The sequence below is a fragment of the Ruegeria sp. A5 genome (assembly GCF_056543005.1).
Genome location: NZ_JBQGAV010000001.1, coordinates 140379 through 153347, shown reverse-complemented (window position 1 = coordinate 153347; position 12969 = coordinate 140379). Strand labels below are relative to the sequence as shown.

Genomic DNA, 12969 nt, shown 5'->3' with positions numbered 1-12969 from the left:
TTTGATGAGATTAAAAGACCCCGATAACCTTATACTTTATATCGATAATCTAAAATCGATCGGCGTCAAACCTGCCCTCGCAATTCAGTTTTGTTGATCCAGTCTAATACTGCCGCCGTAGCTCAAACATCGACTGAATCATGCTCGGAATGTGCTCTGGCAACATCCGGAGCAACGGCAAACAGGGTGGGAGGCTTACTGAAATGCCAGCAACACATACGATTACAGGAACAGTGCTAAAAAGCGGAGATCCCGGAACGTTTGACAGCGACAATCAGGATTTCGACATTCTCCGCGAAGCGGTGATTGCAGCCGGGCTGGCGGAAACGCTGGACAATCCTGAGGCAGAACTGACTGTCTTTGCCCCAAATGACGCCGCCTTTATTACTCTGGCACAAACACTTGGGTATCAAGGGGATGACGAGGCTGGAGCATTGGGCCACATCATCAAGGCGCTCACCCTGCTTGGCGGCGGAGACCCTATCCCTTTGCTAACCAACATTTTGAAGTATCACGTGGTCGATGGTGAGTTCGACAGCACCACAGTGGTCGGTCTAGGCGACGGGGCTGAAATCCAAACTCTGCTTGGGTCGTCAGTCGAACTGAACCTTGAAAGCGATCCCCCCAGTCTGGGCGATGCCGATCCGGGCATCGACGATCCCGGCTTGATCGCGTTCGACGTGGATGCGTCAAACGGTATCATTCACGTACTTGACGGCGTACTTCTACCCGTCTCGGTGTCGGGCATTCTGGGCAAAAAGAACACGGACTTTATCCTGGGTGACAGCAGCGATGAATTCATCTTTACCGGACGCGGCAAAGACTTTGTTCACGGTGATGGTGGCAATGACGTGATCAACACCGGCTCGGGCAATGATGTGGCGCTTGGCGGTGCCGGGAACGACATAATCTTCGGGGGGCGCGGAAAGGATATTCTGCGTGGCGATGAAGGCCATGACAAAATCTTCGGAGGGCGTGGGAAAGACATCATCGACGGCGGCGAAGGCAATGACAAACTCTATGGTGGGCGCGGTAAGGATACGTTTGTATTCGATGAAGACGACGGTCACGACTGGATTGTCGATTTCCGCGTCGGCAAGGACAAGATCGACCTGTCCGAATACGATGGCATCAACAGCTTTGAGGACATCGAAGACGATATCGACGGTAAGCTCTTCGGGTCTAAGATCGAGTTGGACGACGGAGACAGCATCTATCTGTCAGGCGTCTGGGCAAGCCACCTCTCCGAGTCCGATTTCATTTTCGCATAACAAAAAAAATCAGCCCGCTCATATGGCGGGCTGATATCAGTCTGAGGTTAGTTTGAACCCAGCATACCTTTTTCGCGCGCTAGATCTCGCATCTTCTTTTGCAGCTTCTCAAACGCGCGCACTTCGATCTGACGAATACGTTCACGGCTGACATTGTACTGCGTGCTCAGCTCTTCCAGCGTAACAGCCTGGTCCATCAGACGGCGCTGAGTCAGGATGTCTTTCTCGCGATCATTCAGAACATCCAGCGCAGCGGCGAGCAATTCGCGCCGGGCTTCCAATTCATCGCGCGCTTCGTAGTCGCCAGCCTGATCGGCATCTTCATCTTCCAGCCAATCCTGCCACTGCATGGTGCCTTCGCCTTCGGACCCCACGGTCGCGTTCAGCGAAGCATCGCCACCGGACATCCGACGGTTCATGCTGATCACTTCTTCCTCGGTCACTCCGAGGTCTTCTGCAATCTTGGCCACGTTTTCAGGACGCAGATCACCCTCTTCCAGCGCGCCAATGCGTGCCTTTGCTTTACGCAGGTTGAAGAACAGCTTTTTCTGCGCCGATGTTGTACCCAGTTTCACCATCGACCACGACCGAAGGACGTATTCCTGGATCGAAGCACGGATCCACCACATGGCATAGGTCGCCAGCCGGAAGCCTTTTTCGGGGTCAAACTTCTTGACCGCCTGCATCAAGCCCACATTGGCTTCGGAAATCACCTCGGCCTGCGGCAAGCCATAGCCGCGATATCCCATGGCGATCTTGGCCGCCAAGCGCAGATGAGACGTGACCATTTTATGCGCGGCCTCGGTATCCTGTTCCTCGACCCAGCGCTTGGCCAGCATATATTCTTCCTCCGGCTCCAGCAGAGGAAACTTGCGAATCTCCTGCATATAGCGGTTCAGCCCACCCTCTGGTGTCGGCGCTGGAAGATTTGAGTAATTTGCCATTTATTTCTGCCCCTTGGACAAATGTTTAAGCCCTTAACATGGGATATGGGTACCAGACCCGATACATTCAAGAGGATCTGTTAACAGTCTGAGATTAACCCTATGTAAAGGAAAGCTGAAAAGGCCTTTTTCACAAGCCTTTGCAGTTTATTTCAGTGGTTTTCTGAGATTTTCCAGCAGGTCCGCCATATCCTGCGGCAGCGGTGCTTCAAAACATAATGCCTGGCCCGAAACCGGGTGTTCGAAGCCTAACACTGCTGCGTGCAGAGCTTGGCGGGGGAAAGCCTGCACCGCCTCGGCGGTTTCGGGCGTGAATGCCCGCGCGGCCAGTTTGCGCTTTCCGCCGTAAACCGGGTCTCCGACAAGCCCGTGGCCGGCATGGGCCATATGGACACGGATTTGATGCGTTCGGCCCGTCTCAAGCCAGCATTCGATCAGAGAGAGGCTGCCCGGCGTTCCAAAAACCTCGACAATCCGTGCCCGCGTTACCGCATGGCGCCCACCGTGAAACAACACAGCCTGCTTTTGTCGATCCGTCTTGTGCCGTGCCAGCTGTGTCGTCAGACGCATGATGTTGCCCGGCTCAAAGCTGACACCCTTGATCCCGCGCAGCCGGGGATCATTGGCATCAGGTACGCCATAGCAAATCGCGCGATAATAACGCTCGACACTATGCGCCTCGAACTGAGCGGCCAGCCCGTGATGCGCCGCATCTGACTTGGCCACAACCAGCAATCCGCTGGTCTCCTTATCGATCCGGTGCACGATGCCCGGACGCTTGACGCCGCCCACCCCCGAAAGATCATCGCCACAATGATGCAGCAACGCATTGACCAGCGTCCCGTTCGGCGAGCCCGGTGCCGGATGCACCACCATTCCCGCAGGTTTATTGATCACGATCAGATCGTCATCCTCATAGACGACCTCCAGCGGGATATCTTCGGGACCGATGTGGCTGTCCTCAGCCTCGGCCACGGTGATCCCGATCTGCGCACCTTCGGCAATCTTGGCTTTGGGGTCTTCGACTACCGCACCATCGACAGTCACGGCCCCTTCATTGATCAGTCGGGCCAGCCGGGTGCGCGACAGGTTCTCTTCCGCTGGCACATCCCGCGCAAGCGCCTTATCAAGGCGGGGCGGCGGAGCGGCCGCGATATGAAACTCTATCAGGCGGGTGCCCATGACTGTCCCTTCCGAACCTCAGGAACCGCAGGAAACACCGCAGCTTCGACTGCTGCGGCGCATGGTCATGCTGTTGACCGCGGTAATGATTGGCGGGGTTCTAGTGACATTCGCCTTGATTGTCATCCGCCTATCGGACCGAACTCCGACTCTGCCGGATCAGATAGACCTGCCGGATGGTGCAAAGGCCCAGGCCGTGACCATCGGCAACAACTGGTATGCGATCGTGACCGACGACAATCGCATTCTGATCTTCGACAAGACGACCGGAAAACTGCGGCAAGAGGTTACGCTGAACTAGTTTCACGCCTGACCCGAAAGTCTATTCAGTTGATTGGTGAACCGCTTATGGGGCGGAAAAAGTTCGCGCGCTTTCTCAAGATAGGGACGCGCCTTGTTCTTGTTGCCGCGACGCATGTGAATCTGGCCCGCCATGCCCTGAATGACTACGGTGACTTCATCCAGATCGGCAGCTTTCAGAATGAACTTTTCACCCTGACCGGTCTTGCCCGTCCGCTCTAGCAAGCGCCCCATGGCAAACAGAAGAAACGGGCTTTCCGGGTCACAAGCTAGCGCCTCTGACATCGTTCGATGCGCAGCTACGGTATCGCCTTCTGCTTCGTAAAGTTCGGACAGCCGCTTTTGGTACAAGGCACTTTCCGGCACACCAGCTACGATCTGGCGGGTTTTATCAATGGCTTGGGCCCCGGACAATTCCCCCAGATGTCTCTGTAGTATCACCCTCGCGCCCAACAATCGCGGGTCGTCTGCTGGTACGTCGTGAACCTCATCGAGTGAGGTAGAAAGCGCTTCCAATCTTTGTTGGTGATCAAAGATACGACTTGCGCGTTGATCCAGCGCCAACTCGGCCCAATCCAAGAGTATGAAATCGAAGTTGCAAGAACGCCTGACAACAACATTGCGCTGAACCAGATACAGGTTATTGAACGGTGGAAATCGGCGTTGCCGAACGACCTTCTGCAACGACCAATCCACAGGCGGCATTAGCCTAAGCGCAAGTTGGGCGCGGTAGAGCATTCTGGACCCCAGCACCACAACATCCGGCCGTAAGGGTTTGGACCAGAACGCTTTAGCAAAGTGCAGCGTCGCCGCACCGCGCTTGCCCTGCATGCCAAGAACAGCGCCGCGCAACGCGCACAAAACAGAATAGTCTTCGGGCCAGAGATGCGGGTTCTGCAATCCCTCTTTGGCATGTGCCTCGCTTTCCTGCCACTTCGACAGGTAAAAACAGTTCAGGGATTGCAGAAGTGGCATAAAGGCGTTGTCGGCCCCGGCGTCCAGAATAGGTTTCGCACTATCATACGCCTCTTCGCAGCGATCCTGCGCTGACAGATATTGCACCGCCTTTGAATAGATATGCGCCGCCTCTGAGGGATTCGGAAAGGCCGATGGCCCCTTCGCAACCCGTTCGATGAACCGCGCATTGGCCGCCTGCATCTCATCCTTGGACAATACATCGCGGAACACTTTACGCTGCTGCCCCGAAATCCGGGCTGAAGCCATTGAAAAGCCAGATATGTGTGGCGCGATCACCTGATCCGCCCGTGACATCGCAAAAAGCTCCAGAAAGTCCCGCTGCGCCCGGGTCAGAGCCGACAGATCAGCGATATCCGACATCTGCATGAGCTCCGGAAACCGTTGCTTGAAACGGTCTATCACCTCTGGCTGATCCGAAAACATTATCACCGTCTGGCCCTTGGATTTCTCCAGATGGGCCTCGTAAAACTCGTCAGGTTCGATCTTGGCGGGCCAGATCGAATGCTTCCATGGTAATCCGTTCAGGATTTCTCCGCGCCGAATGTGGTAAGCCGAAACCCCCTGCCCCGAGAGCTTCTGACCCGCGCGATCCATGATCTGACGAACCTCATCCACAAATCCAACGCTATGTATGAAATCGCGATAGCGGGGACGGATGGTTTCGATATCTTCCCACGGGAAGGCAAATATCTCGCTCGCTTCTTCGACCAGAACCGAACGGCCAGACGCCAAATGGTCGATCAGCCGCTCGGGCGATGGATCGTGTTGGAAGGCCCAAATTGGCAGAGCGGTCGCGCTTATCGTGTCGAACTCTGCCTGATCAAGGAAATGCGCATCCATCCAGTCTTTGGTGAATAACTCCTCAGGATGATCCAACTCCGGCGCATCGGTGCCTTGCGGGAACCAGTTCACCCGGTAGTCTGTCCCAAAGTCTTCGGCCAGACGGATACAGGTCAGGATCATCAGCAGGCGCGCGCCCAAACAATCCGTACGCTGACCAATGAAAACGCCACGCGTTTGGATCATTGCGCGATCCGGGTGGTCAATGCCCTGCCAACTATTCCAATTATCTGATACATACAGACATTCCCAAACCACGTTCGCCTAAGGTCTTACACAACCGCTACAGTTGAGGCGAGATGCGAAAATCGCGGTGTTTCGCAATTTGTTGCAATGCGAGGTTAAGCAACCGCCGGACGGGCCTGCGACAAGTCCGGAGAAATGCGAATGGCCTGCGAGATCAAGTTCAGGCGCGCGATTGAGCGCTGGGAAATGATATCCGCCGGAATGCGTGTGGCCGCTGCCAAGGCGTCCGTCAGTGAAACGCCGACATCGGTTGTCAACACGCGCAGCGCGGTGGTCAGGTTCAGATCGGCCCCGGCCAGGGTTCCATCCGGTAAGGTCAGCCTGCTGTTTTCACGTTGGATGACACGCCCTTCCAGCTTGAATTCCCGCAGATCCGTTCCAGCAACGGCCATCGCGTCGCTCACCAGAAACAGATGCCCCGGCCCCTGTTTAGCTGCAAAGGCGGCGCGCATCGTCTGCGGGTGAACATGGATTGCATCCGCTATCAACCCGGCAGACATCGCACCGCTGGACAAGACTGCGCCAACCAGCCCCGGTTCGCGGTTGCCCAACTGACTCATCGCGTTAAACAAATGGGTGGCGCAGTGCGCGCCCGCCTGTGCGTAAGCCACGCAGGTTTGAAACTCGGCATCACTGTGCCCCAACGACACGATGACCCCCGCCTTGCTGAGCGTTTCGACCTGAGCAATCGTGACACTTTCAGGCGCAAGCGTAACCATCAATGCAGGCAACGCCCCCGCCGCTTCTATCAGCTGTGCAAGATCAGCGTCCTGCATCCGGCGGATCAGCCCGCCGTCATGCGCGCCCTTGCGTCGCACCGAGAGATGCGGCCCCTCAAGATGCAAGCCGACAATCCCCTGAACTCCGCGCTGAATGGCCTGAGAAGCAGCAGAAATGGCAGCCGTTGTCTTTTCGGGCGTGTCCGTGATCAGCGTCGGAAGGATCGACGTCGCGCCAAGCTTGCGATGAGCCGCCGCAATACGCTGTACTGTCTCGACCGATGGATCGTCGTTGAACATGACGCCTCCGCCGCCATTCACCTGCAAATCTACATAGCCGGGGCTTAAAATATCGCCCGACAGATCCTGAACCATCTCATCCGAAGGCAACTCGGCTTCGGGCAAAATACTGTCGAGCAGCCCGCCGACGAAACGGGCGGCGTGGCCGTCCTTCAGGGTTTTACCATCAAAGATAGGCCCACCCGCGAAGGTGATCGTCGCATCGGTCATACCGTCTCCGTCACTTTCCGCAGGTGACGCGGCGCATCGGGATTGATGCCCCGGCGCGTGGCCACAGTTTCGACCATACCGTAGAACGAAGCGATTGAGGCTACCGGATCTGTCATCCAGTGCGTGGTGCGGACATGTGGTAGCCTCACGGCATCAGACACCTGATTGGTCGTTGCGAAGACTTTTGCGCCCTTAGCTGCGAGCGCATCGGCGACTTCGGCGATGTTGGCCTCAGCCGCGTCTCCGGACGAGAACGCAATCACCGGAAAGCCCTGATCCACGATCGAAACCGGGCCATGCAGAACTTCGGCCGAGGAATAGCTTTCCGCATGAATCTGGCAGGTTTCCTTGAATTTCAGCGCCGCCTCATTCGAAATTGCCCAGGACATCCCACGTCCCAACGTGAACAGGGATTGTCCATCGACTGCCTCGACCACCGCGCTCCAATCGCAGGTGATCGCCCGCGATAAATCTTCCGGCAATTTGTGAATTGCAGCCAGCAAAGTGTCATCACCCTTTACCTCGGCCAACAGCCAAAGCCCGGCGACCAGAGAGGTGACGAAAGTCTTGGTGGCAGCCACGCTAAGCTCGGGGCCTGCAAGGATGGGCAGAGCCGAGGTGGCGTTCTGGGCCAGTGCAGACGTGGTATCGTTCGTGATCGCCACCGAACATGCGCCGCCTTCTGTCAGGGACTTCGTCAGCTGTACGATGTCGGGGCTTTGACCCGATTGAGATACCGAAATACACAGCGCACCGGGGCATCGCATATCGACCCCGTAGATCGATTTCACGCTCGGCCCAACCGAGGCCATGGGCAGGCCCAGCAGCAGTTCCGAAGCGTATTTCAGATAGCTGCAGGCATGGTCAGACGAACCTCGCGCAACCGAAATCAGGAAGCCGGGATCGTGCGCGCGGATCGCGCTTGCGGTCTTTGTAATCGCCGTGGCACCATCAGTGAGAAGCCGATCAACGGCAAAAGGTATCTCATTGATTTCCTGCCGCATTTGAGTTGTATCGCTGGACATGAGCCCCGCCTTTCAGGTTGACAGACGCAGCTCTGCTACGAAATCGTAGGCATCGCCGTGATAGATGGATCGGGTCAGTTCAGCAACGCGCCCGCTTTCTAGGTATGAGGTCCGCTGAATGCGCAGCCCCGCCGTACCTTCGGCAACGTCCAGCAATCCAGCCTCGGTTGCTTCGAGATTGATGGCCGAGATTTTCTGGATCGCACGCACCGGACGATTGCCCGAGTGTTCGAGGAACGCATAGAGCGATCCGGTAACCTCGGTCGGGTTGGGTAGGATATCCAGCGGCAACGCCGCGCGTTCCAGCGCCATTGGCCGCCCACCAGCCGCGCGCAGTCGATGAATGCGCGCGACCTGATCGCTGGCCGACAGACCCAGCGCCAGCATCTCATCAGGCGACGGCAGGAATATACCGCGCTCCAACCAGGTTGAAGTCGTTTCAAAACCGCGCCTCTCCATGTCTTCGGTAAACGAGGTCAAATGCGACAGCGACTGCTCAACCCGCGCAACCGCTTGACGCACGAATGATCCCGAGCCTTGCCGCTGTTCAATCGCGCCTTTGCGCACAAGTTCCTGAATCGCCTTGCGGACCGTCACCCGCGACAGGTCCGTCAGTTCGGCAATCTCGCGCTCGGGCGGGAGTGAACTGTTCGGGGCCAGAATACCCTCTTCAATCCCCTGCTCCAGCCGCTGCCGCAGCTGTACGTATCGGGGACCGGCGGTCTGACCCAGCCAACCCTCGGGCCGCAAGAAGTCAGCAACGCTCATGTCGGGTCTCCTTTTGAAAGGCGTGCGCCAACGCGATGGCACCGGTCAACGGATCGCCCAGCGGGTCGGCCAATTCCTGTTGCATTGGCGCAGGCAGAAATTCCGCATATTGCGGGCCGATGCCGCCGGTCAGGCAGATCGAAAGGCCGGGCATCCAGCCCATCGCCAACATCTGATCTGTCAGATATTGTGCACTATCCTCCATGATCGACAGCGCAAGCGCATCTCCTTGCTTTGCGTGTTGCGTGACAATAGGCGCCAGCGCTCCGAACTCGGTAGGCGACATCTTGGAGGCGGTCCTGACAATCCCAGCAGCGCCATCAAAACGCGACAACAGGCTGTCCGCCAAATCAGACGCAGGCTTCAGAGCGTCCACACAGTCAAGCGTACGGGCCAAAGCCTGCCGCCCAACCCATTGCGCCGAGGCCTGATCTCCGAGAACAGGTCCCCAGCCCCCGGCAAATGACCTGCGATCCCCATTCTGGACCGCCAGAAAAGAACCCGTTCCGCAATGCGCTACGAAACCGTCTTTCGAACCCAACGCACCACGTAATGCGGCGGGCCTGTCATCTTCAATCAGAACATGGTCAAATGGCAGCTTTTCTGCCAGCCGATCAGCCAGCGCGCGCCCCGTGATACCGGCCAGCCCCAAGTAGGCTGGCGCACGAGCGATTTGAGTTGCCTCTAGTCCGGCACGTCGGGCCAAAGCAGCAATTCCTTGCATCAACTCAGCGCAGGCTGCGTCAAAATCGGTTGATACATTTGCCGCACCAACCTCGACACACTGAACCGCAGAGCCGTCTGAAACAGCAAGACGGCAGCGTGTTCCACCGCCATCAGCGGCCAGCACAATGGTATCAGAAGGGCGACTCATGGAGATACCTTTATAATACCTATTTCTAATTTTGAAGACCAAATTACGCAATAATGCAGTAATAGTTGTCTAAATCTTGAAAATAGTGGGCGTAAAAATAAAATGGTAGACTAATGGTATCTAAAAGGTATGATATTCAAAATCTCGGGGGAGAATCACGTGACCAAGCCAGTTACCGAACAGCTACATCAAGACGCGATCGGACTTGACGCCCGACCGCTGACTGAAGTGGCCGAGCTGCTGGGCCGCTCGCAAGCCGACGCTGCCGCTGCCCCGCTTTCCTCGCTGCCCACCCTCTGCGCAGGCGCAAAAGCTATGGCGCAATCCATCCGATCGGGCGGGGTTTTGCGCTATTTGGCGGCAGGCTCTTCCGGCTTGATGGCCGCCTCGGATGCGCTGGAACTCGGGGGAACTTTTTCGATACCAGCCCGCCAGATTCGCATCCACATGGCAGGTGGATTGCCCTCAGGAGTTGAGATGCCGGGAGATGTCGAAGATGCCACCGACAGCCTTGCCCGACACCTGGCCGATCTTTCTGCCAAAGACACCTTGATCACCGTCTCGGCCAGCGGAACCACACCGTACACAACCGCAGCAGCGCGGATCGCGCGGGACAGAGGCGCCACAGTTATCGGCATTGCCAATAACGGGGGCACCGAACTGTTGCAGCTTTCTGACCATCCAATCCTGCTTTCGACACCACCTGAACTGATCTCGGGCTCTACCCGCATGGGTGCTGGTACAGCGCAGAAAATCGCACTGAACATGCTTTCGACGCTGATGGCGATGGAGCTGGGGCATATTCAGGACGGCATGATGATCAATTTGCGCGCTGACAATGACAAGCTACGCGCCCGAGCCAACGGGATCGTCTGTCAGTTGACCGGCGTTTCCTCGGCGCAGGCTACAAAGGCGTTGACTGCGGCAGAGGGCAACCTCAAATGCGCGGCCCTTTTGGCTGTAGGCGCAGGGTCCCTGGACGCGGCGCAAGCAATGCTAAGCAACACCGACGATCACCTCCGCCCTGCGCTGGAGCGGATGAAACAAAACCAAGAAACCATCAACCTGGGAGATATCAAATGACACGCAAAGTTCTTAGCCTTGCCTTGATGAGCACGGCGCTGGTCACAAGCGCCTATGCGCAAGAGGCCACTTTGACCATCGAAAGTTGGCGAAACGACGATCTGGCGTTGTGGCAGGAAAAGATCATTCCGGCGTTCGAGGCCGAGAATCCCGGCATCAAAGTGATCTTCTCGCCCTCAGCACCGGCAGAATACAACGCTGTCTTGAACTCGAAGCTCGAGGCCGGTTCGGCTGGCGATCTGATTACCTGCCGTCCGTTTGATGCCTCGCTTGCGCTATACGAGTCGGGGCACCTGACCGATCTGTCTGATCTTGAGGCCATGGGAAACTTCTCGGACGTGGCCAAATCTGCGTGGCAAACCGATGACGGTTCGGCCAGTTTCTGCGTCCCGATGGCGTCAGTGATTCACGGCTTCATCTACAACAAAGATGCGTTCAATGAGTTGGGCATCGAAGTTCCAACTACCGAAGCTGAGTTCTTTGCCGCCCTCGATAAGATCAAGGAAGACGGTACCTATATCCCGATGGCGATGGGCACCAATGACCAGTGGGAAGCCGCAACGATGGGCTATAACAATATCGGCCCGAACTACTGGAAAGGTGAAGAAGGCCGTCAGGCGCTGATCAAGGGCGAGCAGAAGCTGACCGACCCCCAGTGGGTCGCCCCGTATGCGACACTGGCCAAGTGGGCCGACTATCTCGGCGACGGGTATGAAGCGCAAACCTATCCCGACAGCCAGAACCTGTTCACGCTGGGTCGTGCAGCGGTCTATCCAGCAGGCAGCTGGGAAATCTCGGGCTTCAACACGCAGGCCGATTTCGAAATGGGCGCCTTTAAGCCTCCGGTCCAGAACGCGGGCGATACCTGCTATATTTCGGACCACACCGATATCGGCATAGGCATGAACGCGGCGAGCGAAAACCAAGAAGCTGCGCGCACCTTCCTGGCTTGGGTCGCAAGCCCGGAATTCGCCAGCATCTTCGGTAACGCCCTACCTGGTTTCTTCCCGCTGTCCAGCACTCCGGTCGAGCTGGAAGATCCACTGGCCAAGGAAATCGTCGGTTGGCGGGATGAGTGCGAAAGCACAATCCGCTCGACCTACCAAATCCTGTCGCGCGGCACACCGAATCTCGAAAACGAGACTTGGGGTGCATCCGTTGCAGCCATCAAGGGTGCCGAGACACCCGAAGCACTGGGTCAGCAACTGCAAGACGGTCTGGCCAGCTGGTACGCACCGCATCAGTAACAACTAAGCCACTCACACCGGACGCGGCTACCGCGTCGCGTCCGGACCTTTTTCCCCGGAGATTCCCATGCAGACCCGCCGCATACGCTGGCACATTGCCGTTTTCCTCGCCCCTGCGGTGATGGTCTACACGGCAGTGATGATCTTCCCCTTGTTCAACACACTGCGCCTCGCGCTGTTCACCGAGGTTGATCAGACACGTATCTACGTGGGCTTGCAGAATTTCCGCACCCTGTTCTTCGATCCGATCTGGTCCGAGCAGTTCTGGAACGCTTTGGGCAACAACTTCTGGTTCTTCCTGATCCACATGCTGGTTCAGAACCCCATCGGCATCGCTTTGGCCGCGCTTCTGTCGCATCCACGCTTGCGGTTTGCCGCGCTCTATCGGTCCGCGATCTTCATTCCGACCATTCTGAGCTTTGTGATCGTCGGTTTCGCGTGGAAGCTGATATTGTCCCCGCTTTGGGGCATCGCACCTTCAATGCTGGACGCCATTGGTCTGAAGTCGCTGTTTGCACCATGGCTGGGCAAGGAAGAATACGCGCTGACAACACTGGCACTTGTCTCGGTCTGGCAATTCGTCGGCATCCCGATGATGTTGATCTACGCCGCCCTGCTGTCGATCCCCGAAGAGATCATTGAAGCCGGAGAAATAGACGGCATCACCGGTGCTTCGGCGTTCTGGAAGATCAAGCTGCCGCTGATCATTCCCTCGATTGGCATCATCTCGATCCTGACATTCGTCGGCAATTTCAACGCGTTCGATCTGATCTATGTATCGCAAGGTGCACTGGCGGGCCCGGATTTCTCAACCGACATCCTCGGCACCTTCATGTACCGCACCTTCTTTGGCTTCCAGCTGCAACTTGGCGACCCGCATATGGGCTCCGCCATCGCTGGCGCCATGTTCGCCATCATTCTCGTGGGTGTCTGCATCTACCTCTTCGGCATCCAGACCCGGATGCGCCGGTACCAACTGTGA

The 12969-nt window shown here is 57.0% G+C and carries 12 protein-coding genes; 5 read left to right on the top strand and 7 right to left on the bottom strand.

The window, feature by feature from the left end:
* Window positions 1-203 precede the first annotated feature (203 nt).
* Window positions 204-1271 carry a fasciclin domain-containing protein gene (locus tag ACR0AY_RS00805; protein ID WP_170510512.1) on the top strand — a complete coding sequence of 356 codons (1068 nt, stop codon included), beginning with the start codon at window positions 204-206 and terminating at the stop codon, window positions 1269-1271.
* Window positions 1272-1318: 47 nt separating this feature from the next.
* Here ACR0AY_RS00805 and rpoH read toward each other — a convergent pair whose 3' ends face one another.
* Complete coding sequence (gene rpoH, locus ACR0AY_RS00800) at window positions 1319-2215, bottom strand: RNA polymerase sigma factor RpoH (RefSeq protein ID WP_170510514.1); 897 nt, start codon at window positions 2213-2215, stop codon at window positions 1319-1321.
* A gap of 147 nt (window positions 2216-2362) precedes the next feature.
* Window positions 2363-3397: an RluA family pseudouridine synthase gene (locus ACR0AY_RS00795; RefSeq protein WP_170510517.1), complete on the bottom strand. Its 1035-nt coding sequence runs from the start codon at window positions 3395-3397 to the stop codon at window positions 2363-2365.
* Between ACR0AY_RS00795 and ACR0AY_RS00790 the strand changes: the two genes are divergently transcribed.
* Entirely contained in the window at window positions 3396-3698 is a 303-nt protein-coding gene (locus ACR0AY_RS00790; RefSeq protein ID WP_170393427.1) for a DUF6476 family protein, read from the top strand. The genes ACR0AY_RS00795 and ACR0AY_RS00790 overlap by 2 nt on opposite strands.
* Before the next feature lie 2 nt (window positions 3699-3700).
* Here ACR0AY_RS00790 and ACR0AY_RS00785 read toward each other — a convergent pair whose 3' ends face one another.
* The 5 genes from ACR0AY_RS00785 to ACR0AY_RS00765 all read right to left on the bottom strand — a co-directional run bounded on the left by ACR0AY_RS00785 (window position 3701) and on the right by ACR0AY_RS00765 (window position 9657).
* Window positions 3701-5701 (bottom strand): hypothetical protein, encoded by a 2001-nt coding sequence (locus ACR0AY_RS00785; RefSeq protein WP_170510520.1) that lies wholly within the window; start codon window positions 5699-5701, stop codon window positions 3701-3703.
* A 155-nt stretch (window positions 5702-5856) separates the two neighbouring features.
* On the bottom strand, window positions 5857-6990 hold the full coding sequence (gene nagA / locus ACR0AY_RS00780; RefSeq protein WP_170510523.1) for an N-acetylglucosamine-6-phosphate deacetylase: 1134 nt from the start codon (window positions 6988-6990) through the stop codon (window positions 5857-5859).
* Complete coding sequence (locus tag ACR0AY_RS00775; RefSeq protein ID WP_170510526.1) at window positions 6987-8015, bottom strand: SIS domain-containing protein; 1029 nt, start codon at window positions 8013-8015, stop codon at window positions 6987-6989. The genes nagA and ACR0AY_RS00775 overlap by 4 nt, the downstream gene beginning before the upstream one ends.
* A 12-nt stretch (window positions 8016-8027) precedes the next feature.
* Complete coding sequence (locus ACR0AY_RS00770) at window positions 8028-8783, bottom strand: GntR family transcriptional regulator (RefSeq protein WP_170393434.1); 756 nt, start codon at window positions 8781-8783, stop codon at window positions 8028-8030.
* Entirely contained in the window at window positions 8770-9657 is an 888-nt protein-coding gene (locus tag ACR0AY_RS00765) for a BadF/BadG/BcrA/BcrD ATPase family protein (RefSeq protein WP_170510528.1), read from the bottom strand. The genes ACR0AY_RS00770 and ACR0AY_RS00765 overlap by 14 nt, the downstream gene beginning before the upstream one ends.
* Window positions 9658-9816: 159 nt before the next feature.
* On the opposite strand from ACR0AY_RS00765, the gene ACR0AY_RS00760 reads away from it, so the two are divergent.
* The 3 genes from ACR0AY_RS00760 (at window position 9817) to ACR0AY_RS00750 (ending at window position 12969) form a co-directional block, all read left to right on the top strand.
* A complete protein-coding gene (locus ACR0AY_RS00760; protein ID WP_170510532.1) occupies window positions 9817-10740 on the top strand; it encodes an N-acetylmuramic acid 6-phosphate etherase in 924 nt (307 codons plus the stop codon).
* On the top strand, window positions 10737-11987 hold the full coding sequence (locus tag ACR0AY_RS00755; protein WP_170393441.1) for an ABC transporter substrate-binding protein: 1251 nt from the start codon (window positions 10737-10739) through the stop codon (window positions 11985-11987). Before ACR0AY_RS00760 ends, ACR0AY_RS00755 begins: the two co-directional genes overlap by 4 nt.
* Window positions 11988-12054: 67 nt before the next feature.
* Window positions 12055-12969, top strand: coding sequence for a carbohydrate ABC transporter permease (locus ACR0AY_RS00750; protein WP_170510536.1), 915 nt, complete (start codon window positions 12055-12057; stop codon window positions 12967-12969).